The organism is Granulibacter bethesdensis CGDNIH1, from assembly GCF_000014285.2.
Taxonomy (GTDB): domain Bacteria; phylum Pseudomonadota; class Alphaproteobacteria; order Acetobacterales; family Acetobacteraceae; genus Granulibacter; species Granulibacter bethesdensis.
Genome location: NC_008343.2, coordinates 2520120 through 2539860, shown reverse-complemented (window position 1 = coordinate 2539860; position 19741 = coordinate 2520120). Strand labels below are relative to the sequence as shown.

Sequence of the window (19741 nt, the reverse complement as noted above, 5' to 3'; positions counted from 1 at the left end):
AACGGATCATGTCCAAACATGATCGGCCCGTGCCGCCGGATACCACAGCTTTGAGCAGGGGTATCCGGCAGTACCGGGCGATCAGAACGAACGATGAAAGTATGATTGCAGCGGCGCGACTTCAAGTGTTCCTTCACGCAAGGCGGCTATGGCGTGAACGGCGGCCCGTGCCCCGGCCATCGTCGTGTAGTTCGGAACGCCGTGCGTCAGGGCGCTGCGCCGGATATCGAAACTGTCGCTGACCGACTGCGCACCGGAATTGGTGTTGATGATCAGCTGAATATCGCCGGAGCGGATCGCATCCACGCAATGCGGGCGGCCTTCCAGCACTTTGTTCAACACCTTGACCTCCAGCCCGGCCTCCTGCAACCGTGCGGCGGTGCCGCGTGTGGCGGCCAGACGGAAGCCCAGCTCCACCAGCTTGCGGGCGACCGGCAACAGCGCCGTCTTGTCGGTATCACGGACGGAGAGGAACACCCTGCCGGAATCCGGCAGTTTGACCCCGGCTCCGAGCTGGCTTTTCGCGAAAGCGCGCTCGAAGCTGGTATCCAGCCCCATGACCTCGCCGGTGGATTTCATCTCCGGCCCCAGAATGGTGTCGACATTGGCCAGCCGGGCGAAGGGGAACACCGCTTCCTTGACTGCGACATGCGGCAGACGCGGGGTGGGGCCGAGGTCGAATTCCGTCAGTCTGGCCCCGGCCATGACCCGGGCGCCGATTTTCGCCACCGCTACGCCGGTCGCCTTGGCGACGAAGGGCACGGTGCGGCTGGCGCGTGGATTGACCTCCAGCACATAGATGCGGTCACTGCCATCGGCTTCCCGCTTGATCGCGAACTGGACGTTCATCAGCCCGATAACCTGAAGGCCGCGCGCGAGTGCCTCCGTCTGCGCCCGCAATTCATCCACCAGGGCGGGGGAGAGGGAGTAGGGCGGCAGGGAGCAGGCGCTGTCGCCGGAATGGATCCCGGCTTCCTCGATATGCTCCATCACCCCGGCGACATAGACGCGCTCGCCATCGGCGATGCAGTCCACGTCGACCTCGATGGCGTCGTTCAGATAGCGATCGATCAGCACCGGATTGTCGCCGGAAACGCGCACGGCTTCCCGCATGTAGCGGTTCAGTCCGGCATGGTCATAGACGATTTCCATGGCCCGGCCGCCCAGCACGTAGCTGGGGCGGATCACCACCGGATAGCCGATGCGGGCGGTGATGGCTTCCGCTTCCTGCGCTGAACGGGCGATGCCGTTTTCCGGCTGAAGCAGGGAGAGGCCGTTGAGCAGAGCCTGGAAGCGCTCCCGGTCCTCCGCCGCGTCGATCGCGTCCACGCTGGTGCCGAGGATCGGGATTCCGGCGCGGGACAGGGCATGGGACAGCTTGAGCGGAGTCTGGCCGCCATACTGTACGATGCAGCCCAGCACGGTGCCGCTCTGCTGTTCCCGGCGGATCAGGTTGATGACGTCCTCGGCGGTCAGCGGCTCGAAATACAGCCGGTCGGAGGTGTCGTAATCGGTGCTGACGGTTTCGGGATTGCAGTTGACCATGATGGTCTCGAACCCGGCCTCGCGCAGGGCGTAGGCCGCATGCACGCAGCAGTAATCGAACTCGATTCCTTGCCCGATCCGGTTCGGACCGCCACCGAGTATGACGATTTTTTTGCGGTCGGTGGGATTTGATTCGCAGGATGGGGCCCCGAACCCGCCCTCATACGTGCCATACATGTAGGAGGTGGCGGAGGCGAACTCGCCCGCGCAGGTGTCGATTCGCTTGTAGACCGGCATGACACCGAGCTTCTCGCGATGGGCCAGAATATCCGCTTCGGTCTTGCCGGTCAGGACGGCGAGGCGGGCATCGGAAAAACCGAGCGCTTTCAGCGCGCGCAGGGAGCGTGTGTTCTCCGGCAGGCCGTGGGCGCGGATATGGGCTTCGGTGGTGACGATCTTCTGGATTTCACGCAGGAACCACGGATCGAATTTGCAGGCCGCGTTGACATCCTCGACCGACAGGCCGTGGCGCAGCGCCTGTGCGGCGACCAGAATACGGTCGGGGCGCGGGGTGGACAGGGCGGCGCGGAACGCATCCGGGCCTTCGCCGTCAAGCGTAATGTCATCCAGCCCGTTCAGGCCGGTTTCCATGCTGCGGAAGGCTTTCTGCAATGCTTCAGAGAAATTGCGACCAATGGCCATCGCCTCGCCCACCGATTTCATGCTGGTGGAGAGCAGAGCGGGCGTGCCGGGGAATTTCTCGAAGGTGAAGCGCGGCATCTTCACCACCACATAGTCGATGGTCGGCTCGAAACTGGCCGGGGTAGTGCGAAGCTGGCCGTCGATTTCCATTTTGGTGATGTCGTTCGCCAGCTCGTCCAGCGTATAGCCGACGGCCAGTTTCGCGGCGATCTTGGCGATGGGGAAGCCGGTCGCCTTGGATGCAAGGGCGGAGGAACGGGACACGCGGGGGTTCATTTCGATGACCACCATGCGTCCGTCAGCCGGGTTTACACCGAACTGGACGTTGGAGCCGCCGGTATCGACGCCGATCTTGCGCAGGCAGGCGATGGAGGCGTCGCGCATGCGCTGATATTCGCGGTCGGTCAGGGTCAGGGCCGGGGCCACCGTCACGCTGTCGCCGGTGTGCACGCCCATCGGGTCGATATTCTCGATGGAGCAGATGATGATGCAGTTATCCGCGCTGTCGCGGACCACTTCCATCTCATATTCCTTCCAGCCGAGCACGCTTTCCTCGATCAGTACCTCGGTGGTGGGGGAGGCATCAAGGCCGGAGGTGACGATCTGCTCGAACTCCTCCTTGTTATAGGCGATGCCGCCGCCAGTGCCGCCGAGTGTGAAGCTGGGGCGGATTACCGCCGGCAGGCCGACATGGGCCAGCCCCTCACGGGCTTCTTCCAGCGTGTGGGCGATGACGCTGCGTGGGCTTTCGATGCCGATTTCGTCCATGGCATCGCGGAATTTCAGCCGGTCCTCCGCGCGGTCGATCACATCGGCCTTTGCGCCGATCAACTCCACCCCGTGGCGCTCCAGCGCGCCGCTGGCATGCAGCTGCATCGCCGTGTTCAGCGCGGTCTGCCCGCCCATAGTGGGCAGGATCGCATCCGGCTTTTCCTTGGCGATAATGCGCTCGACCACATCCGGGGTGATCGGCTCGATATAGGTTGCATCGGCCAGATCGGGGTCGGTCATGATCGTGGCGGGATTCGAATTCACCAGAATGACCCGGTAGCCTTCTTCGCGCAGTGCCTTGCAGGCCTGGGCGCCGGAATAGTCGAACTCGCAGGCCTGACCGATCACGATCGGCCCGGCGCCGACGATCAGGATGGAGCGGATGTCTGTACGTTTCGGCATGGCCGGAATTCTCCTTTCCGCCCGCATCGGACCGGGCGGCGAACCCGGCGGGAACAGGCCGGGCTATCCTGAAAAAAGCGCGCGGGCCGGGATCTTACGATCCCAGCATATCCACGAAACGATGGAACAGATGATGGCTGTCGCTGGGGCCGGGACTGGCTTCCGGATGATATTGCACGCTGAAGCAACGCTTCGACGGCGCGGCAATACCCTCGTTCGAGCCGTCGAACAGGCTGACATGTGTGACTTCCACCCCGGCAGGCAGGGAGGATGCATCCACGGCAAAACCATGATTCTGGCTGGTGATCTCCACGCGACCGGTGGCCAGTTCCTTGACCGGCTGGTTGGCCCCGCGATGCCCAAGATCGAGCTTGTAGGTTTTTGCCCCCAGCGCCAGAGACAGCAGCTGGTGGCCGAGGCAGATGCCGAAAACCGGCTTGCCGGCCTCCAGCACGCCGCGAATGGCAGGCACGGCATAGGCGGCGGTCGCGGCCGGATCGCCGGGGCCGTTGGACAGGAACACGCCATCCGGATTGTGCCGCAGGATATCCTCGGCGGAGGCGGTGGCCGGTACGACCGTCACCCGGCATCCGGCATTGGCGAGGCTGCGCAGGATGTTGCGCTTCGCCCCGTAATCCACCGCCACGACATGATGCTTCGGCGTGGGTGCGGAGAAGGCTCCGGGCCAGGACCAGGTGCCTTCGGACCACTCATAGCTCTGGGTGCAGGAGACATCCTTCGCCAGATCCAGCCCTTCCAGTCCGGGCCATGCGGCGGCGGCTTCTACCAGAGCCGCAATGTCGAAATGTCCGTCCGCAGGGAAGGAGATGATACCATGCGGTGCGCCAAGATCGCGGATGCGCAATGTCAGCGCGCGCGTATCCACGCCTGAAATGCCGGTGATGCCACGATGCTGCAGCCACGCGTCCAGGCTGGTTTCCGCCCGCCAGTTGGAGGCGGCGGTGATGTCTTCCTTCACCACCAGTCCGCGTGCCGCGATGGTGGCGGCCTCCATATCATACTTGTTGGCGCCGACATTGCCGATATGCGGGAAGGTGAAGGTGATGATCTGCCCGGCGAAAGAGGGGTCGGTCAGGGTTTCCTGATATCCGGTCAGCCCGGTGCTGAAGCAGATTTCAGCAGGCTGTGTCCCCTGTGTCGACGCACCGAAGCCGCGTCCCCAGAACAGGGTGCCATCGCTGAGCGCCAAAACGGCGGTGGCCCCTTCCGGGGGGGCTTCTGTCAGCGCGGTGCGGGCTGGTGCCCCGGGAATATCCTCCAGCGTAATGCCCAGCGACTCGATCAATGCGGGCCAGTGGCGCGCGGGGATCGAGCGGGACTGACGCCATTTGCGAAGGGCTTCCGTGCCCACGCCCAGCCTGCGTGCAGCGCCGTCCGCGCCGCCCAGGCGTTCGATGATATCGTCTACACTGGTTGTCATGCGTGCTAATATAAGGCACCCAGAAGCGATTGGGAAATAATTTCCCACTTTCGGCATAATTTTTCTTGCCTCCCGATTTCGGGAAGTCAAATACCAGATGGAGACCCGCCATGGCCCTGCGCGATGATTTCATGGACCAGATGAAAACCGCGATGAAGAGCGGTGACACGGCGCGTGTTGCGGCAATCCGGCTGATCATCGCCAGGATGAAGGAACAGGATATCGAGGCGCGGGCCAAAGGGGAAACAGTGGATGATACCGCGCTTCAGGTGATGATGCGTGGCATGATCAAATCCCGGCGGGAGAGCGTCACTCTCTATCTTCAAGGCAATCGTCCGGAGCTGGCGGAAAAGGAAGAGGCGGAAATCGCAGTAATTGAAAGCTTCCTGCCGCAGGCCATGGATGAGGCCGCAACCGCTTCCGCGGTTGATGCGGCGATTGCGGAAAGCGGTGCTGTCGGCGTGAAGGATATGGGGAAGGTCATGGCGGTGCTGCGAGCGAAATATGCTGCCACTATTGATATGGCAGCCGCCGGGGCGCTGGTGAAAGCGCGCCTGAACGGCTAAAGCCGGAACCTCCTGCATGGGGGCGTGCCGGAATGGCTTTGTCGCCTGATTTTCTGGATGAGCTGCGGGCGCGGACGCCGATTGCTTCGGTGATCGGTCGCCGCGTCCGGCTGAGCAAAGCCGGACGCAACTGGAAAGGCTGCTGTCCCTTCCATGGCGAGAAAACGCCTTCTTTTTACGTGTATGACGACCATTTCCACTGCTTTGGCTGCGGTGTGCATGGGGATGTCGTCAGTTTCGTCATGCAGTCGCAGGGGGCCGGTTTTCTGGAGGCGGTGGAGCAGCTTGCCGCCGAGGCCGGGCTGGATATGCCGAAGCCGAGCCGGGAAGAAACCCGGCAGGCCGAGGCCCGTGCCGGGGTGCATGAGGTTCTGGCGCAGGCGGGTGACTATTATGCGACCCTGTTATCAAAGCCGGAGGGTCAGCGTGGCCTGACCTATCTGCTGGACCGGGGCTTGAGCGAGGCGACGATACGCCGTTTCGGTCTGGGCTGGGCGCCCGTGCGAGGCAGTCTGGCCATGGCTATGGCCGGAAAGGGCATTACACCGGAGCAACTTGCCGAGGCCGGGTTGCTCCGACTGGATGAGGACGGTCCGACTCGCCGTCCGTGGGACCAGTTTCATGAGCGGGTCATGTTCCCGATCCGCGACCGGCGCGGCCGGATCATCAGCTTCGGGGGCCGTATTCTCGGCGACGGACAGCCCAAATACGTGAATGGCCCTGAAACGGCCGTTTTTTCCAAGCGGCGGTCACTTTATGCGCTGGATCTGGCGCGGGAGGCGGTGCGCGGCGGTGCGGCCTTGTTGGCCGTCGAAGGTTATATGGATGTCATTGCCCTGCATCAGGCCGGGTTCAGCGGTGCGGTGGCTCCGCTCGGCACAGCGCTGACGGAGGAGCAGCTTGATGCGCTGTGGCAACTTTCCCCGGCTCCGATCCTGTGTTTCGACGGGGACGCCGCCGGTGCGCGGGCTGCGTTGAGGGTGGCGGAACTGGCGCTGCCTTTGCTGACGACCGAGCGCACCCTGCATGTGGCGCGGCTGCCTCCCGGAGAAGATCCCGACAGCCTGATCAGCACCCGTGGGGCCGATACTTTCTCCGCCGTGCTGGAGGATGCAAGAAGACGCAGCTTTGCCGATGCGCTGTTCGCCATGCTGCGGGAAGGGCAGGCGCTGGAGACGCCGGAGCAACGGGCGGTGTTTCAGCGCCGCCTGAACGATGCCGCTGCCCGCATTGCAGACAAGACATTGGCGGCTGAATATCGCTCTGCCCTGCGCGAAAAATTTTATGCGCTGCGCCGTCCTGCCGCAGCCCCCCGCCGAGGAGGAAATTATGGCGGAGGCAGCCGGGGAAGCGGCTGGCAGCTTACTCAGCCTGCGCCGAATCGTCTGGATCCGGCTCTGGCGGCGGAAATGGCCGGGATCGAACGCTTGCGTATCTTGACCGCCATTCTGCTCAGCCATCCGGCGTTGCTGCATGATGTGGAAGAAGCTTTCGCCACGCTCGATCTGCCGGACTGGCTGGACAGGGTGCGCCGGGCGATCCTTACGATACCGGATCATACGGACCCGCTTGACTCGGAGGGTCTGATAGACCACCTGCAACGCGCGGGGCTTGGTCGGGAGGTGGAGCGCGTTTTCGCGCCTCATCCTTTTCCGCTTCCAATCTGTGCGGTTTCCGGCGGCGCGGTGATGCCGGCGGAGGCCGAGGCGGCATGGTGGCATATTTTTGGCTTTCTGCATCGGGATCGTCTGGATCAGGAAGTCATGGCGGCGCAGCATGCGTGGGATGAACATGGGGACGAGCAGAGCCAGCGGCGCCTGACGGCACTGGTTCAGGCGCGTGATAAGATAAGGCGAGGCGAATCGGATGATGCCGAGGCATAAGCCCCGGGTTTCCGTATCGGGCTCGCCTGTGATGTGTTGAGGAGTGGTTTGATCGATGGCAACGAAGCAGGCTGCTACCGCGGAGAGCGCGTCGTCGGAACAGGATGTGGAAACCACCCTGCTCGACACCCAGTCCGCATCGGTGAAACGCCTGATCGCGCGTGGCAAGGAGCGGGGGTACATCACCTTTGACGAGCTGAACGCGGTTCTGCCGTCGGAGCAGAACAGCTCCGAACAGATCGAGGACGTGATGGCCAATCTCAGCGAGATGGGCATTCAGGTCGTCGAGAGTGAAGAGACCGAGGAAAGCGGCGAACCCGCTGCCCGCGCAGAACGGGCGGAAGAAACCGAGGATGAGGAACGCTCCGGCAATGTGGACGAGGAAAGCCTCGGCCGCACGGATGACCCCGTCCGCATGTATCTGCGCGAGATGGGCAGCGTGGAGCTGCTGTCGCGCGAGGGCGAAATCGCCATCGCCAAGCGTATCGAGGCTGGTCGCGACATGATGATCGGCGGGCTGTGCGAAAGCCCGCTGACATTCCGCGCCATCATCACCTGGCATGAACGTCTCAAGGCCGGTGAGATGCTGCTGCGTGACATCATCGATCTGGAAGCCACGCAGGGCGGTCCGCCGCCCGGTGTGGTGGAGGGTGGTGAAGAAGGTGCCGAGGAAGGCGAGGCAGATGCCGAAGCCTTCACTCCGCCGCCCCCGCCTGAAGAATCCGAGGATGGAGACGATGCCGACGGTATCGGTATGTCTCTCTCCGCGCTTGAGGAAAAGCTGAAGCCGGAGACCCTGCAACGGTTCGAGGAAATCGAGGCGATCTACAAAAAACTGTCCAAGATGCAGTCAAAGCGTCTCGACAGCTTTACCTCCGGCGAGGAAGTCACCGCGCGCTCGGAAAAAACCTATGAAAAGATGCGTGATGAACTGGTCGCGAAGGTCAGCGAGGTGCGGCTGCATAATGGACGCGTGGAGGAACTGGTTCTTCAGCTCAAGCAGCTCAACCAGCGTCTGACCGGACTGGAAGGGCAACTGCTGCGTCTGGCGGAAAGCTGTAAGGTGCCGCGTGATTCCTTCCTGGAACAGCACCGTAATCATGAGCTGGAGCCGAACTGGCTGGAGCGTGTCTCTACCCTGCCCGGCAAGGCATGGAAGAATTTTTCGGCCCGCTACCCGCAGGAAGTCGGCCAGATCCGGGGCCGGATCGGAGAGGTTGCGGCGGATGCCGGACTGCCGATCCCCGAATTCCTGCGTGTTTACAAGACCGTCAATCGCGGCGAACGCGATAGCGCCCGCGCCAAGAAGGAGATGATCGAGGCCAATCTGCGTCTGGTGATCTCTATTGCCAAGAAATACACCAATCGCGGTTTGCAGTTCCTTGACCTGATTCAGGAAGGCAATATCGGCCTGATGAAGGCGGTGGACAAATTCGAATATCGCCGCGGCTACAAGTTCAGCACCTATGCAACCTGGTGGATTCGTCAGGCGATCACGCGTTCCATCGCCGATCAGGCCCGCACCATCCGCATTCCGGTGCATATGATCGAGACGATCAACAAGCTGGTGCGTACCAGCCGCCAGATGCTGCATGAAATCGGGCGTGAACCGCAGCCGGAGGAACTGGCCGAAAAGCTCGGCATGCCGCTGGAAAAAGTGCGGAAAGTTCTGAAGATCGCCAAGGAACCGATCAGCCTTGAAACCCCGATCGGTGACGAGGAAGACAGCCATCTGGGCGATTTCATCGAGGACAAGGCGGCGATCATTCCACTGGATGCCGCCATTCAGGCCAATCTGCGTGAAGCAACCACCCGCGTTCTGTCCAGCCTGACCCCGCGTGAGGAACGTGTGCTGCGCATGCGCTTCGGGATTGGCATGAATACGGATCACACGTTGGAAGAAGTGGGCCAGCAGTTCAACGTGACGCGTGAACGCATCCGTCAGATCGAGGCCAAGGCGCTCCGCAAGCTGAAACACCCCAGCCGCAGCCGTAAGCTGCGCTCATTCCTGGACGATTGATCGGCAGGGGTGTGTCCTGGGGCGCGGGCATGGCCGGATGAGCGGTTCCGAACCGGTCATCCGCGCGCATGTGACGGTGACGTTTCTGCGGATGGATCGCCCGCCTGCCGTCCCGGCCCCTGCATTGCCTGAGGGGATGCGCGTCGTGCGGGTCATTGCGCCTGACCTTGCATTCTACCGGTTTCTCTACGCGACGGTGGGGGCGCCCTATCTGTGGTGGCTCCGTCGTGTCATGCCGGACCGGGATCTGGCGGCTCTGTTATCTGATCCGCAAATTGGGGTGTTCGTCCTGGAAGCAGACGGGCAGACAGCCGGATTTTATGAGCTGGATGCGCGCTATGCGCCTTCCGTCAATCTGAGTTATTTCGGCCTGATGCCGGGCTGGGTGGGGCGCGGGCTGGGCCATGCTTTTCTGCGGCATGCGGTGGATATGGCATGGGCAACCGGTTCAACGCGGTATGTCACGGTGAATACTTGTAACGCTGATCATCCACGGGCACTGCCGTTGTATCGCCAGGTCGGTTTTCATCCCTACCGCCAGATGGCCGAGCGCTGGAACATTCCCGTCCGATTGGGCATGGTGATCCCGGAGCATCTGCAACAGGGCTGACCGAGAGGGCGTTAGACTTTATCGTCAGGACTGAAAAATAACATTAGGGAGACGCCGACCATGACTCTGACCCGTCATGTCTTACCCGCTTTTGTCGCGGGCCTGTTCAGCATCGGCGTGGCACAGGCCGCTGATGCACCTTCGGCCATTCCTGCTCCCACCGCTGATATGAAAGCCGTGCGTCTGGCGGCGGCCAATCAGCTTGGTGTGTTGGAATATTGCCAGTCACGCGGGGATATCAGTGCGGAGACGCTGGATATTCAGCGCAAAATCATCGCCATGCTGCCTCCCCCGGCCGATGCAGGCGAAGCGGCCGCTGAGCAGACAGGCAAAGGTGGCACTGTCTCCATGGGTGGCCAGACAATCTCGATAGAGGATGCGGCAAAGCGGCAACAGACCACGCCCACAGCACTGTGTAAGCAGATGGAGACGATGCTGAAACAGAATATGGCCCAGATGAACAGTCAGATGAACGGGCTGAAAAAATAAAACCCCAGGCTGGCAGGCGGGGTACACTGCCGCCAGCCTTATGAATCGTGGCAGAGGGTGGTTTATGCGACCGGTGTCGCTTCCCCCTGACAACAGGCAAGTTTAAGATACTCTTTAACGGGCTTGCCCGTGCAATGCCACGGTTTCTACATTTCAATGCAAGAGGCTTACTTGGATCAGGATATTTCAATTCCTCTTGTACTTGATCTTGACGGAACACTGATTGCTACTGATTCACTGCATGAATCTCTGCTGCAACATCTGAAAAATACGCCTTCTGATCTTGTCAGGCTCCCGCTCTGGGTGATGGCCGGTCGTGCGCAGTTCAAGCAGCGCTTTGCCGAGGTACTGACCCAGGAGGATATCGATGCCCTTCCTGCGACCCCCGGTATCATTGCGCTGGCGGAGCGGGAGGCAGCAAAAGGGCGTAAAATCGTCCTGGCGACGGCTGCCAATCGGGCTATTGCGGAGAAAATAAGCGCCCGGTTTCCTTTTATTTCAGAGGTTCTGGCCTCTGATGATCGGGGTAATCTCAAAGGAGCGGCCAAGGCTGCCGCCCTGACAAGCCGCTACCCGGATGGCTTCATCTATGCGGGTGATTCCGAAGCGGATCTTCATGTGTGGCGATCTGCCCGGGCTGCTGTCATCGTTGAGCGCGGCAAGCGCCTGAGAAGCAAGGTTCAGCCTGATACGCCGGTGGTGGCCCATATCCGCCCATCCGGCCAACGCGCCAATGTTCTCCGCCGGGCGGCGCGGCTTCATCAATGGGCCAAAAACGCTCTGGTTTTTGTGCCGCTGGTGCTGGGGGGACAAATTTTTTCGGCCCATGCCTGGGGGGCGGCCATATTGGCCTTCATGGCGATGGGGCTGCTCGCTTCGGGCACCTATATCGCCAATGACATGTGGGATCTGGCTGAGGACCGTCGCCACTGGTCGAAGAAAAAGCGTCCGCTTGCCAGTGGGCAATTACCACTGGATGACGGCCTGTTCCTGTTGATGGTCTGCGGATTGGCGGCTCTGCTGTTTGCCGTTGCCGATGGTGTCGGTGCCATCGTGACTCTTGCCATCTATCTGGTCATGAGCCTCGCCTATTCCTATAAGTTCAAGCGCGAGCCGATTGTTGATGTGCTGTTGCTGGCAGGCATGTTTACAATGAGGCTTGTGCTCGGGCAGGTGGTGACCGGTGTTGCGTTGGCACCATGGCTGCTGGTGTTTTCCATGTTTATTTTCCTCTCCCTGTCGCTGGTGAAGCGACATACCGAGGTGATGCGCATGGTGCAGCATGGTCATCAGAAAGTGCTCGGACGTGGCTACCTGGCCGTGGATGCGCCGCTGATTCTGGCGCTCGGGGTGGCTTCCAGCATGGGGGCGGTCGCCATCATGGTACTGTATCTGATCGACGAAGCGTTTCAGGCGAGTTTTTACCGTCACCCCGCCCTGTTATGGGGCTTTCCCATGATCATTTTTCTGTTCCTGGGCCGCATCTGGCTGTTATGCCAGCGTCAGGAACTGCAGGATGATCCTGTCGCTTTTGCTCTGAAGGATCGTGTGTCGCTATTCTATGGGGCGACAGCAATAGCCTTGTTTCTGGCTGCCATTGTGCCGGTTTGATGATGGCTGCTTCTCCATTCATTCTGCGGACGGATATCTGCTCCTGGGGACGCGTGGTCCGTGAGCCGCATTACGTCGCCCGCCCGACTTTTCCTGCCGCGTTGTCCAGCCTGACAGGGCCGGAGAGTGATAGCTCCAGTCTGTTGGCGGTTGGTTTGCGCCGTTCCTACGGTGATACGCCGTTGAATGCGGGCGGTCGCCTGATCGAGATGACCGGGCTGAACCGCTTTATCCATTTCGATGCACAAAACGGGATCGTGCGGGCGGATGCCGGCATGAGCCTGTCCGATCTGCTGCGCTTCACCGTACCGAAGGGCTGGTTTACCGCGACCAGCCCCGGTACGCGGTTCGTGACGCTTGGTGGCGCGGTTGCCAATGATGTGCATGGCAAAAATCACCATTCTGCCGGCTCTTTCGGTTGCTCCGTGCGGGCGCTCGGCCTGCTGCGAGGTAATGGAGAGCGCCGGGTGCTTGAGGCAAGAAGTGATAACGGCCTGTTTGCTGCGACGCTCGGGGGGCTTGGGCTGACAGGGGTGATCGAATGGGTGGAGTTGCAGCTCTCCCCGATTGCCAGCGCATGGCTGGATGTAGAAACCATCCCTTATGGGAATATCGATGCTTTCTGGGATCTGGCGGCCGAGAGCGCAGGGGGGTTCGAACACACTGTTGCCTGGATTGACTGCCTGTCACGCGGCCCGCATGCAGGCCGTGGCATCTTCACCCGTGCCAACTGGAGGCGGGATGGACGCCTTGACCCGCATGATGATCGCAGCTGGAAATCCGTTCCGCTGGATGCACCAGGCTTCGCCCTGAATCGCTTCAGCGTGCGTGCCTTCAACGAACTGTACTACCGCGCCCATCAGCGTAAAGCCGGAAAACAGGTCCAGCATTACAGCCAGCATTTTTATCCGCTTGATGCCATCCGCAGTTGGAACCGCCTGTATGGCGCGCGCGGCATGCTGCAATATCAATGCGTCCTTCCGTTCGAGACCGCCCGTGCGGCCATGCCCGTGTTGCTGGATGCCATCGCCAGCAGCGGGGAAGCCTCTTTTCTGGCCGTGCTCAAGACGTTCGGTGAGAAAGTATCACCGGGGCTGTTATCATTTCCCCGTCCCGGTGCCACTCTGGCGTTGGATTTTCCTTTCCGGGGAGCCGGGACTTTGGCCACTCTGCTGCGGCTGGATGAGATCGTCCGGGAAGCGGGCGGGGCGTTGTACCCTGCGAAAGACGGGCGGATGAGTGCCGGCATGTTCAGACAGTCTTTTCCCCGGCTCGATCAATTTCTTCCTCATAAGGATCCGGTCATGACGTCCAGTTTCTGGCAGCGTGTGTCGCAATGAGAGCACCTAAACGGGTCCTGATTCTGGGCGCAACTTCTGCCATGGCACAGGAGGCGGCGCGTCTCTGGGCAGCGCAGGGCGCACGGATCGGGCTGCTTGCTCGTGATGAGGGGCGGCTCGCCGTGATTGCCGATGATCTGGCCACACGGGGAGCCTCCGAAATCGTGACGGTTGCCTGTGACTGCGCGAAGGCGGATTCTGTTGCTGTGCTTGATGATATTGCAGCCCGGTTTGGGGGGCTGGATATCGTGCTGCTCGCTTATGGAGTGCTCGGCGATCAGACAATGCTGGAGCAGAACCCGAATGCTTTGGCCGATCTGCTGCAGGTGAATTTCGTCAGTGCTGCTTTATGGTGTCAGGCAGCGTCCAATCTGCTTGAGAAACAGACATTCGGCAGTCTGGTTGTAATCGGCTCGGTGGCGGGGGATCGGGGGCGGCAGTCGAACTATGTGTATGGTGCAGCGAAAGCAGGACTTGGTGTGTTGGTACAGGGTATTGCCCATCGGCTTGCCCGCAGTGGTGCCCGCGCTGTTCTCATCAAGCCGGGTTTTGTCGACACGCCCATGACGGCAGGCTTTTCCAAAGGACCGCTTTGGGCCAGTGCAGAGCAGCTTGGAAAGATCATTGTGGGCGCTGCAGAAAACGGTAAGGCCATTGTTTATGCACCGGGATTCTGGCGTTTGATCATGTTGGTGATCCGTTCAGTGCCTGCCCGTATTTTCCACAAGACCCGCCTGTAAAGGGACGACACTTGAATACGACACGGACGATTATCGTCACCGGCGCTGCTGGTCTGGTGGGACAAAATCTGATTCAGCGTCTGGTGGACCGCCAGGCTGGCCGGATCATTGCTATCGACAAGCATCCGTCCAACACCGCGTTGCTGCGTAAGCTCCATCCCGGGATCGAGGTCATTGAGGCTGATCTTTCAGAAGATGGCCCTTGGCAGGATGCTTTTTCCGGGGCTGATGCGCTGGTGCTGAATCACGCGCAGATCGGTGCGCTGACGGAGGAGCCTTTTATCGCCAATAATATTACGGCGACAGAGAAGGTTATTGCTGCCGCCAGAAAAGCGGGTATCGGCAATGTCGTGCATATTTCCTCGTCGGTCGTGAATTCGGCGGCACGGGATTTTTACACGGAATCGAAAAAAGCGCAGGAAAAGCTGGTCGTCGAAAGTGGCCTGCCCGTCACCATTTTGCGCCCGACATTGATGTTCGGCTGGTTCGACCGGAAGCATCTGGGCTGGCTGGCCCGGTTCATGAAAAAGGTGCCGGTTTTCCCGATTCCGGGGAATGGACGCTATCTGCGCCAGCCGCTGTTTGTCGGTGATTTTTGTGACATTATCAGTGCCTGTCTTGAGAAACCGCATCACGGCTCTGCCTTCAACATCACCGGGCGGGAGCGTATCGACTATATCGACCTGATGCGGGCCGTTAAAACCGCCACGGGTGCAAAAGCGCGGATTGTGACCATTCCTTATGGTCTGTTCTGGCTGTTGCTCAAGATCTATGCGCTGGTGAACAGCAATCCGCCTTTTACCGCCAGTCAGTTGAAAGCTCTGGTGACGCCGGATATTTTTGAAGTCATCGACTGGCCCGGTATTTTTGGTGTTCAGCCCACGAAGCTGAGCAAGGCGCTGGAAGTGACTTTCCGTGACCCGACCTATGCGCAGATTGCTCTGGAGTTCTGAGAGATGGCACGTGTTGCGGTTGTCGGTGCAGGTGCCATGGGATTGGCGGCGGCCTATCATGCGGTGAAAGCCGGTCATGATGTCACCGTTTATGAAGCGGATGCGGTGCCGGGCGGTATGGCGGCGCATTTCGATTTCGGCGGCCTGTCTCTGGAACGCTATTATCATTTTGTCTGCAAATCCGATCAGCCGACTTTCGATCTGATGCAGGAGCTGGGTATCGGCCATAAAATGCGGTGGATGCCAACCAGCATGGGTTATTTTTTTGAGGGAAAACTGAGCGAATGGGGTAACCCGGTTGCGCTGCTCAAATTTCCCGGCCTCACGCTGATTGAAAAATTCCGTTATGGCCTGATGATGTTTCTGGCCACCAAACGGAAATCCGCAGGCTCGTTGGAAAACATGTCTGCAAAGAAATGGATCGAGGCATGGTGCGGGCAGAGCGTTTATCAAAAATTGTGGCGCTCCCTGTTTGATCTGAAATTCTATCAATACGCCGATCCTGTTTCAGCGGCATGGATCTGGACACGCATCAAGCGTGTCGGCACCTCAAGACGTTCCATCATGCAGGAGGAGCTTGGCTATATTGAGGGCGGCTCCGAAACGCTGATTGCAAGGCTTGTGCAAGCCATAGAGGCAGGCGGAGGTAAAATCCGTTTGCATGCCCCGGTGGAGAAGGTTCTGACCAATCAGGGTCGTGTAAGCGGTGTGGTCGTTGCAGGCGAGGAAATAGCATGTGATGCCGCCATTCTCACTGTGCCCACGCCGTTAATCCCGGAGATGGTGCCCGATCTGCCGGACCGGCAACGCTACGCGGATATTCTGAATATCGGTGTGGCCTGCCTGATTTTTAAACTGCGCAAACAGGTTACCCCTCATTTCTGGGTCAATGTGGTTGATCCGGCGATGGGTATTCCCGGCTTTGTGGAGTTCTCCAATCTGCGCTCGACCGGTGATACGATTGTGTATGTGCCATACTACATGCCGGTCGATCAGCCCAATTGGGCGCGTTCGGACGATGATCTGCTGGATGAGGCATTTTCCTATCTAAAGCGGGTTAACCCCGCGCTGACAGACAGTGATCGCATCGATGCGCGTGTTGGCCGCCTGCGCCATGCCCAGCCTGTTTGCCCGCCAGGATTTGCCAGCCAGATTCCGCCTGTCCAGACCCAGGTGAAGGGGCTTCAGATCGCGGATACCTGTTTTTATTACCCGGAAGATCGCGGCATTTCAGAAAGCGTCCGCTATGGCAGGCTGATGGCGCAATCTATCGAGGCCTCCATCAAGGGACAAAAAGGCGCGCTATGAGCCGACAATTCCTGCGCTTTCTGTTGACGGGTGGCATCGCGGCCCTGGTTAATCTCGGCTGCCGCTATCTTCTGAATCTCGTCATGCCGTTCTGGGTGGCAGTGCCGATTGCCTATCTGTTCGGTATGATCACGGCCTATGTGCTGGCAAGAGTGTACGTGTTCGATGAATCGGGACGCTCCCGCGCTTCAGAGTTCAGGCGGTTTGCCGTCGTGAATGGATTTGCGTTGTTTATTGTCTGGGGTGTGAGCCTTGCTCTGGCAAAGGGTTTATTTCCCTGGGTGGGGCTGACATGGCATGCGGATGATATTGCCCATTTCATCGGCGTGCTGTCACCCGTTGCGATTTCGTACGTTGGCCACAGGCACTACACATTTTCGAAGAGGGCTGTTGCTGCTTCTGACTGAGAGTAACAGAGCAGGATTGGTGCAGTGATGCTGCGTCAGATGGGGAGTGTGCACTCAGGTGATTTCTTGTCGATGCATTCTTTAAATCCCTGAGCGCAACGTCTCCAGTAAAGCTTCCGCTTCCTCCCGTTCCATACCTAAAGCCTGTTGAGACGTCCTTCCATCGAACCCGGCTCTGGCCATGGCGGCCAGCGCACGTTGCCGGGCCTGTGGTGTCGGTGTTGTTCGTTCTACCGCAAATGGTCCCAGTTTTTTGCGTTTCGTCAGCTTTACCGCAGCGGCGAGTTCAAGCTCGGGATTATCCGGCAGGCTCTGTGCCACCAGCTCAGGCGGTACCCCCTTGGCCACCAGATGGGCGGCGACGGCGCGGCGGGAGCGGCCGGCGCGGGTCAGGCTGCTGGTGCGGGCGGCGGCAAAGGCGGCGTCATCCAGCACGCCGCTGCGTTCCAGGCGCTCAATGACCTTCCGGGCCGCCTGTTGCGCCTGATGGATGGCATCGGGCAGCGCGGCCTGATCCATATCGGTCCCCTCCATCATGCGCGACCATCGCTTGATACGGCGTTCCAGCATGCGGGCGACCCCGGTCCGGGTAGCCGCGAACCGGCTGAGATAGCGTAGAGCCGCTTCGTACAACGCAGCTTCATCAGGAAGCGGAGGAGAATGTAAGGACATTGGCTTTATTGGCTTGCGAAGGGTTCGGCATCCGATATGCGGTCAGAATAATTGACTTACCTACTCAAGGCGCGGAAAATCGGAATTTAAAAATCGAAATATCAAGGACGCTGTTCGTGACCTCCGCCCTGATGCCGAATTACAACCGTGCCGACCTCGCTTTCGAGCGGGGAGAAGGCGCATGGCTGACGGCAGTGAATGGCCGACGATATCTCGATTTCGGAGCGGGAATTGCGACTTCTTCCCTCGGCCATGCGCATCCCGGCCTGACCGGTGCCATCGCGGCGCAGGCGGCGAAGGTCATGCATGTCTCCAACCTCTATCGCGTGCCGGAAGCCGAACGCCTGGCCGAGCGCTTGACGGCGCACTCCTTCGCGGAGGCCGCATTTTTCTGCAATTCCGGGGCCGAGGCCAATGAAGGGCTGGTCAAGCTGATCCGCCGTACCCAGAGCGAGACCGGGCATCCGGAACGCTGGCGGATGATCTGTTTTCAGGGGGCATTCCATGGCCGGACTCTGGCCATGCTCTCCGCCACCGGCAATCCGAAATATCAGGCGGGTTTCGGCCCGGCGGTCGATGGGTTTGATCAGGTTCCCCCCGGCGATATCGCCGCAGTGAGGGCAGCTATCACTCCGGAAACGGCGGGGATCCTGATTGAGCCTGTTCAGGGTGAGGGCGGTATCCGTGTGATTGCGCTCGATTTCCTGCGTCAGCTGCGGGCGTTGTGCGATGAGCATGGGCTGTTGCTTGGCTATGACGAAATCCAGTGCGGCATGGGACGCACCGGTCGGCTCTGGGCGCATGAATGGGCGGGTGATGCCGCGCCGGATGTCATGTCCTCCGCCAAGGGGATTGCGGGCGGTTTTCCGATGGGGGCCGTGCTGGCGCGCCACGCACTGGCGCGTCATCTGACGCCCGGTACACATGGCACCACCTATGGTGGCAACCCGCTGGCCTGTGCCGCGGCCAATGCCGTGCTGGATGTGGTGCTGGCGCCCGGATTTCTGGATGCCGTCCAGCAACGCGGGCAGCAGCTGCGCACCGGGCTGGAAGCCATTGCGCGGGATTACCCGCATATCTTCAAGGAGGTGCGCGGCAAAGGCCTGTTGCTTGGCCTGCTCTGCGGTCCCGCCAATACGGCCGTACAGGAAGCGTTACGTGAAAACGGTTTGCTGAGCGTGGCAGCCGGAGAAAACGTGCTCCGTCTGGCGCCTCCGCTGGTTGTGACGGAAGCGGATTGCGATGCGGCTCTTTCGATCATCCGTGAGACGGCCGTGACATTTGCGCGTGAAATGGGGGGGAGTGCATCATGAGCATGTCCGCCAGAGTGGCTGCCGGAGCCGGTCCGGATGCTTCCTGTGTACGGCATTTTCTGGATCTGAAAGACATTGAGCCGGATGCGCTGCGCCGCATGCTGGATGCCGCGGCCGGGTTCAAGCGCGCCGATACGTCCTCTCGCCCGTTGGCAGGGCGTACACTGGCCTTGATTTTCGAAAAACCCAGCACCCGGACCCGCATCAGCTTTGAACTGGCCATGCGTCAGCTTGGCGGGGATGTCATTATGCTCTCGGGCAAGGAAATGCAGCTCGGGCGTGGTGAGACGCTGGCCGATACGGCGCGGGTGCTGTCCCGCTATGTCGATGCGGTGATGCTGCGTACCGGATCAAGCACGAAATTGCATGAGCTGGCGCGCCATGCCACTGTTCCGGTCATTAATGGCCTGACGGAGCTGTCTCATCCCTGTCAGATCATGGCGGATATCCTGACATTCGAAGAGCATCGCGGCCCGATTGCAGGTCAGACCGTTGCCTGGATCGGGGACGGCAATAATGTGGCGCACAGCTGGATCGAGGCTGCGGCGCGGTTCGGGTTCAGCCTGCGTCTGGCCTGCCCCGACACACTTCAGCCGCACGCCGATATCGTCGCCTGGGCGCGCGATAATGGCGGTGACGTGACGCTGGTGGCTGATCCGAAAGAGGCGGTCGCCGGTGTGCAATGTGTGGTGACGGATTGCTGGGTCAGCATGTCCGATGATCCGTCCGGTCGTCACGAGAAACTGCGTCCCTACCAGGTCGATGAGGCGCTGATGGCGCTGGCGGCACCGGATGCGCTGTTCATGCATTGCCTGCCCGCTCATCGTGGGGAGGAAGTCACGGATGGTGTGATCGACGGTCCTCATTCCGTGGTGTTCGACGAGGCCGAAAACCGTCTGCACGCCCAGAAAGGCGTGCTGGTCTGGGCCATGGGAATGCTACGATAGCGTGAAGCCACGCCGTCAGGCACTGGCAGGGAGAGGGTGGGCTTCCTACCTTTCCCTGCAACGATAGTATCCGGTGAGACA

At 60.4% G+C, this 19741-nt stretch carries 16 protein-coding genes; 13 read left to right on the top strand and 3 right to left on the bottom strand.

Features of this window, described 5'->3' with window-relative positions; genetic code table 11:
* Positions 1-81: 81 nt before the first annotated feature.
* Together carB and carA are read right to left on the bottom strand one after the other, a co-directional pair.
* On the bottom strand, positions 82-3360 hold the full coding sequence (gene carB, locus GBCGDNIH1_RS23940) for a carbamoyl-phosphate synthase large subunit (protein WP_011632988.1): 3279 nt from the start codon (positions 3358-3360) through the stop codon (positions 82-84).
* A gap of 94 nt (positions 3361-3454) precedes the next feature.
* Complete coding sequence (gene carA / locus GBCGDNIH1_RS23935; protein WP_043453188.1) at positions 3455-4801, bottom strand: glutamine-hydrolyzing carbamoyl-phosphate synthase small subunit; 1347 nt, start codon at positions 4799-4801, stop codon at positions 3455-3457.
* Positions 4802-4911: 110 nt separating this feature from the next.
* On the opposite strand from carA, the gene GBCGDNIH1_RS23930 reads away from it, so the two are divergent.
* The 11 genes from GBCGDNIH1_RS23930 to GBCGDNIH1_RS23880 all read left to right on the top strand — a co-directional run bounded on the left by GBCGDNIH1_RS23930 (position 4912) and on the right by GBCGDNIH1_RS23880 (position 16728).
* Positions 4912-5367, top strand: coding sequence for a GatB/YqeY domain-containing protein (locus tag GBCGDNIH1_RS23930; RefSeq protein ID WP_025287574.1), 456 nt, complete (start codon positions 4912-4914; stop codon positions 5365-5367).
* Between the two features lie 32 nt (positions 5368-5399).
* The gene (gene dnaG, locus GBCGDNIH1_RS23925) at positions 5400-7250 is read left to right on the top strand and encodes a DNA primase (protein WP_011632985.1); all 1851 of its coding nucleotides are present in this window, start codon (positions 5400-5402) and stop codon (positions 7248-7250) included.
* A 55-nt stretch (positions 7251-7305) separates the two neighbouring features.
* Positions 7306-9270: an RNA polymerase sigma factor RpoD gene (rpoD, locus tag GBCGDNIH1_RS23920; RefSeq protein WP_011632984.1), complete on the top strand. Its 1965-nt coding sequence runs from the start codon at positions 7306-7308 to the stop codon at positions 9268-9270.
* 37 nt (positions 9271-9307) lie between these two features.
* Positions 9308-9880, top strand: a complete 573-nt coding sequence (locus tag GBCGDNIH1_RS23915; RefSeq protein WP_011632983.1) for a GNAT family N-acetyltransferase — start codon at positions 9308-9310, stop codon at positions 9878-9880.
* Between the two features lie 60 nt (positions 9881-9940).
* Entirely contained in the window at positions 9941-10369 is a 429-nt protein-coding gene (locus tag GBCGDNIH1_RS23910) for a pore-forming ESAT-6 family protein (RefSeq protein ID WP_011632982.1), read from the top strand.
* Positions 10370-10540: 171 nt separating this feature from the next.
* A complete protein-coding gene (locus GBCGDNIH1_RS23905; RefSeq protein ID WP_198353665.1) occupies positions 10541-11980 on the top strand; it encodes a UbiA family prenyltransferase in 1440 nt (479 codons plus the stop codon).
* Complete coding sequence (locus GBCGDNIH1_RS23900; protein ID WP_072564009.1) at positions 11980-13320, top strand: FAD-binding oxidoreductase; 1341 nt, start codon at positions 11980-11982, stop codon at positions 13318-13320. The genes GBCGDNIH1_RS23905 and GBCGDNIH1_RS23900 overlap by 1 nt, the downstream gene beginning before the upstream one ends.
* A complete protein-coding gene (locus GBCGDNIH1_RS23895) occupies positions 13317-14060 on the top strand; it encodes an SDR family NAD(P)-dependent oxidoreductase (RefSeq protein WP_011632979.1) in 744 nt (247 codons plus the stop codon). The genes GBCGDNIH1_RS23900 and GBCGDNIH1_RS23895 overlap by 4 nt, the downstream gene beginning before the upstream one ends.
* Positions 14061-14071: 11 nt before the next feature.
* A complete protein-coding gene (locus GBCGDNIH1_RS23890; protein WP_011632978.1) occupies positions 14072-15013 on the top strand; it encodes an NAD-dependent epimerase/dehydratase family protein in 942 nt (313 codons plus the stop codon).
* Positions 15014-15016: 3 nt separating this feature from the next.
* The gene (locus GBCGDNIH1_RS23885) at positions 15017-16321 is read left to right on the top strand and encodes an NAD(P)/FAD-dependent oxidoreductase (RefSeq protein WP_011632977.1); all 1305 of its coding nucleotides are present in this window, start codon (positions 15017-15019) and stop codon (positions 16319-16321) included.
* Positions 16318-16728 (top strand): GtrA family protein, encoded by a 411-nt coding sequence (locus GBCGDNIH1_RS23880; RefSeq protein WP_011632976.1) that lies wholly within the window; start codon positions 16318-16320, stop codon positions 16726-16728. Before GBCGDNIH1_RS23885 ends, GBCGDNIH1_RS23880 begins: the two co-directional genes overlap by 4 nt.
* 81 nt (positions 16729-16809) lie before the next feature.
* On the opposite strand, the gene GBCGDNIH1_RS23875 is transcribed toward GBCGDNIH1_RS23880, so the two are convergent.
* On the bottom strand, positions 16810-17400 hold the full coding sequence (locus GBCGDNIH1_RS23875) for a regulatory protein RecX (RefSeq protein WP_011632975.1): 591 nt from the start codon (positions 17398-17400) through the stop codon (positions 16810-16812).
* A gap of 116 nt (positions 17401-17516) precedes the next feature.
* Between GBCGDNIH1_RS23875 and GBCGDNIH1_RS23870 the strand changes: the two genes are divergently transcribed.
* Positions 17517-18713, top strand: a complete 1197-nt coding sequence (locus GBCGDNIH1_RS23870; protein WP_172823004.1) for an aspartate aminotransferase family protein — start codon at positions 17517-17519, stop codon at positions 18711-18713.
* Positions 18714-18715: 2 nt separating this feature from the next.
* Positions 18716-19660 carry an ornithine carbamoyltransferase gene (gene argF / locus GBCGDNIH1_RS23865; RefSeq protein WP_043453185.1) on the top strand — a complete coding sequence of 315 codons (945 nt, stop codon included), beginning with the start codon at positions 18716-18718 and terminating at the stop codon, positions 19658-19660.
* Positions 19661-19741: the final 81 nt, after the last annotated feature.

What these genes read in the sequence shown, in the direction of transcription:
- carA (WP_043453188.1), bottom strand. Translation starts at nt 4,801, where the DNA reads ATGACAACCAGTGTAGACGATATCATCGAACGCCTGGGCGGCGCGGAC.
- GBCGDNIH1_RS23930 (WP_025287574.1), top strand. Translation starts at nt 4,912, where the DNA reads ATGGCCCTGCGCGATGATTTCATGGACCAGATGAAAACCGCGATGAAG.
- carB (WP_011632988.1), bottom strand. Translation starts at nt 3,360, where the DNA reads ATGCCGAAACGTACAGACATCCGCTCCATCCTGATCGTCGGCGCCGGG.
- GBCGDNIH1_RS23885 (WP_011632977.1), top strand. Translation starts at nt 15,017, where the DNA reads ATGGCACGTGTTGCGGTTGTCGGTGCAGGTGCCATGGGATTGGCGGCG.
- GBCGDNIH1_RS23895 (WP_011632979.1), top strand. Translation starts at nt 13,317, where the DNA reads ATGAGAGCACCTAAACGGGTCCTGATTCTGGGCGCAACTTCTGCCATG.
- GBCGDNIH1_RS23880 (WP_011632976.1), top strand. Translation starts at nt 16,318, where the DNA reads ATGAGCCGACAATTCCTGCGCTTTCTGTTGACGGGTGGCATCGCGGCC.
- argF (WP_043453185.1), top strand. Translation starts at nt 18,716, where the DNA reads ATGTCCGCCAGAGTGGCTGCCGGAGCCGGTCCGGATGCTTCCTGTGTA.
- GBCGDNIH1_RS23900 (WP_072564009.1), top strand. Translation starts at nt 11,980, where the DNA reads ATGATGGCTGCTTCTCCATTCATTCTGCGGACGGATATCTGCTCCTGG.
- GBCGDNIH1_RS23910 (WP_011632982.1), top strand. Translation starts at nt 9,941, where the DNA reads ATGACTCTGACCCGTCATGTCTTACCCGCTTTTGTCGCGGGCCTGTTC.
- GBCGDNIH1_RS23875 (WP_011632975.1), bottom strand. Translation starts at nt 17,400, where the DNA reads ATGTCCTTACATTCTCCTCCGCTTCCTGATGAAGCTGCGTTGTACGAA.
- GBCGDNIH1_RS23915 (WP_011632983.1), top strand. Translation starts at nt 9,308, where the DNA reads ATGAGCGGTTCCGAACCGGTCATCCGCGCGCATGTGACGGTGACGTTT.
- rpoD (WP_011632984.1), top strand. Translation starts at nt 7,306, where the DNA reads ATGGCAACGAAGCAGGCTGCTACCGCGGAGAGCGCGTCGTCGGAACAG.
- dnaG (WP_011632985.1), top strand. Translation starts at nt 5,400, where the DNA reads ATGGCTTTGTCGCCTGATTTTCTGGATGAGCTGCGGGCGCGGACGCCG.